A 2,657-nucleotide genomic window follows, 5' to 3' on the forward strand; every position below is an offset into this window, starting at 1 on the left:
CTTGCAGGCTCTCTCGGAAGGGCCTGTGGTACAGGACATTCAAAGCAAACTTCATGCGATCGTGCTCGATGACAGTCGACCATTATGGATGCGGGAACGCGCCTCGGAAGTAATCCTCCGAGCAAGCGAGGATCGAGCCGCCGCACGTCGGACCCTCATCGTTGAACTGGAACGTCAGCCCGCCGTAGCGGGCCAGGTGGTGCTAAGGTCGAGGCTTCTGGCAGGTATGCCGGCAGACGCGATAGATTCTTCCGAGGTCCGCAAGCTCCTGGCCGACTTCAGCGCACTTCCCGCACCATCGGACGATGATGAAATTGAAGACCGCGGAGCGTTGACATCGCTGGCTTTTGCCCTGCGTCGCTCTGCTCCCGAGGACCTTTTTGATGTTCCGATTTCGCAGGGAGCCACGAGCGCGCTACGGCAGAAATCACAAATCCGCTCTTTCATCGATCTGGCGCTGGCTTCCGCCATCGAACGGTCTCCAGATGTCGGGGCCGACCGCCTGTGGACCTGGATAAACAATGCCCGGGAGCATGAATGGGACATGCTGGAAAGCACCGTGGTCGAGGCGATGCAGAAGTGGGTGGACCATGACCCGCAACGGAGAGAACTCGACTTCGTTCTCGCCATGTCGCGAACCGGCGACCCCTCTGACGGACCTTGGGTTGTTGTGAACCACTACATCTCGACCATGCGCCGCCTTCCTTCAGAGGCCCTGGTCGAGGGGCTTTTTGCGCTGGCCCGGACCGAGGCGAAAGGGTCAGGGCGCAGGCGACTGTTTGAAATTGCCGCATATGCTGCGCGCGGAGAGGCGCATTGGCCGACATGGCAAGGCAAGGTTGTCGCCATTCTCAAAGAGGAAGGTGGTTACGCGGGGTTTGTAAAGTCGCTTCTTTCCGATCCGAACGCCAAGTGGAAGAAGCAAGAGGCGCAGCGGCAGGCCCAACTAAAAGCCAAGACGGAAGCCTCACGGAAGAACAATATCGCCGCCTTGACCCCGAAGGCCGCCGCGATTGCAAGCGGCGTCGCGAGCGAGTTCAGTGCTTTGACGTGGGCAGCCGATCACTACCGCAATGCGCGGATATCGAAGAAGGACAACCCTCTCGCCAAGGTCAAAGCATACACCAATGATGAGATTGCAGCCGCCATTGCAGAAGGGTTCGTCCAGTTTGCGATTCACACCGACATCAAAGTCGATGCCGAGAGCCTTGGTCGGGCCGAGGCAACGAACAGAGCCCACCCACAAGAGTGGGTTGTAGCCGCTGGTCTGCATCAAGGCCTGTTGCATGGGAGACAGCCCGAGCTTGCTGCGGCCCCTTTGGTCTGCGCGCTAATCGGACTGCGACATAACTATTTCAGCGGCGAGGATGGGCCGTCGCTTGCCATCTGGGGGGTTCAACGTCTCGCGCAAGATCGGGAGGACGGTGTCAGCCAAATCTTGCGGTACTGGAACGCCGCCCTTGACGCTGGAGATGATGATCTGGACGGCCTTCACCACCTGATGAGCGCCAAAGAGCATGAGCTCGTCGCGGCCTGCCTTCAGGAGCTGCTGAGGAGTCGACCAGTCCTACCGATGCCCGCGTTACGGCAGGCGCTGGTCGCAGGTGCATCGGTACTCAGTTCCGAAGATTTGGTCCGCTTCGCCGCATCAGCGCTGCAACGATCCGATCTCGGCCATGAACAGCGAGAGATCTGGAGTTTTGTCCGGCTGGCTCTGGATACGACAACCGTCTCCGCTGAACTCTCTGCGGAGGAAGCCCAAGGCGTGTTGTTGAGGCCGAACGGGGGTCTGGCTGAGGCATTCTACGAACGATCGCCGCAACCCAATGCACTGGATCGCTTCCGGATTGCCGTTCTTGGAAATGCATATGAAGCCGACGACGATGATTGGCGTCACTCTAACACAGTCAGCGGTATCGTCAGGGCTGCGATCCGCCGACTGAGCGCGTCGAAGAATTCCGATGCTGGTGATGTCCTTAAATTGCTTGCGTCAGACGTTCACCCAAGTTGGAGGCCGCAGCTCGCCCACGCGGCAGCCGAACATGCGAGAATGATGCGAGATGACCTTTATGTCGCGCCACGAGTGGGCGATCTCACCGCAGCCTTAGCGGGCGGCGCTCCAGCTAGCCCGGCTGATCTTGCGGCGGTGGCTCTCGAAGAGATCGATCGATACAGGGCGACGCTGCGGACCGGCAGTGAAACACCGTGGAAGCGATTCTGGAACACGGACAAGAACGGGGCCGCAATCACGCCGCAGATCGAGAATGAGGACCGCGATCGGATTCTTGAACTGCTACGGGTGCGCCTCGAGAGATATGGTATTGTCGCCAGCCTCCCTGAAGCGCGGCGTGGCGAAAATACCAGGGCTGACGTCTTGCTCCTCAGCCACGCTGGCAAGAATCTCCCGATTGAGGCCAAGCGTCACTGCAATAGGGAGCTGTGGTCGGCACCGTTGGAACAACTCGCCGGCTACGCCGCCGATGCGGGCGCCGACGGACTCGGAATGTATCTGGTCTTTTGGTTCGGCACCGAGTTCCCGCTTCCCGGTCGCAGCGATGGGCAAGCACTTCCATCGGGCCCTGAGGCACTTGAGACGATGCTTCGAAACGACATTCCGCCGCGGTTGCAGGACAAGTTGGCGATCATCGTGCTGGACG

General features: G+C 59.8%; 1 protein-coding gene. It reads left to right on the plus strand.

From position 1 onward, the window contains the following. Positions 1–25 precede the first annotated feature (25 nt). Positions 26–2,657 (plus strand): hypothetical protein (locus tag EOA29_RS32255; protein ID WP_127222135.1); only part of this gene is annotated, 2,632 nt, incomplete at its 3' end.

Source organism: Mesorhizobium sp. M1E.F.Ca.ET.063.01.1.1, from assembly GCF_003998155.1.
Taxonomy (GTDB): Bacteria; Pseudomonadota; Alphaproteobacteria; order Rhizobiales; family Rhizobiaceae; genus Mesorhizobium.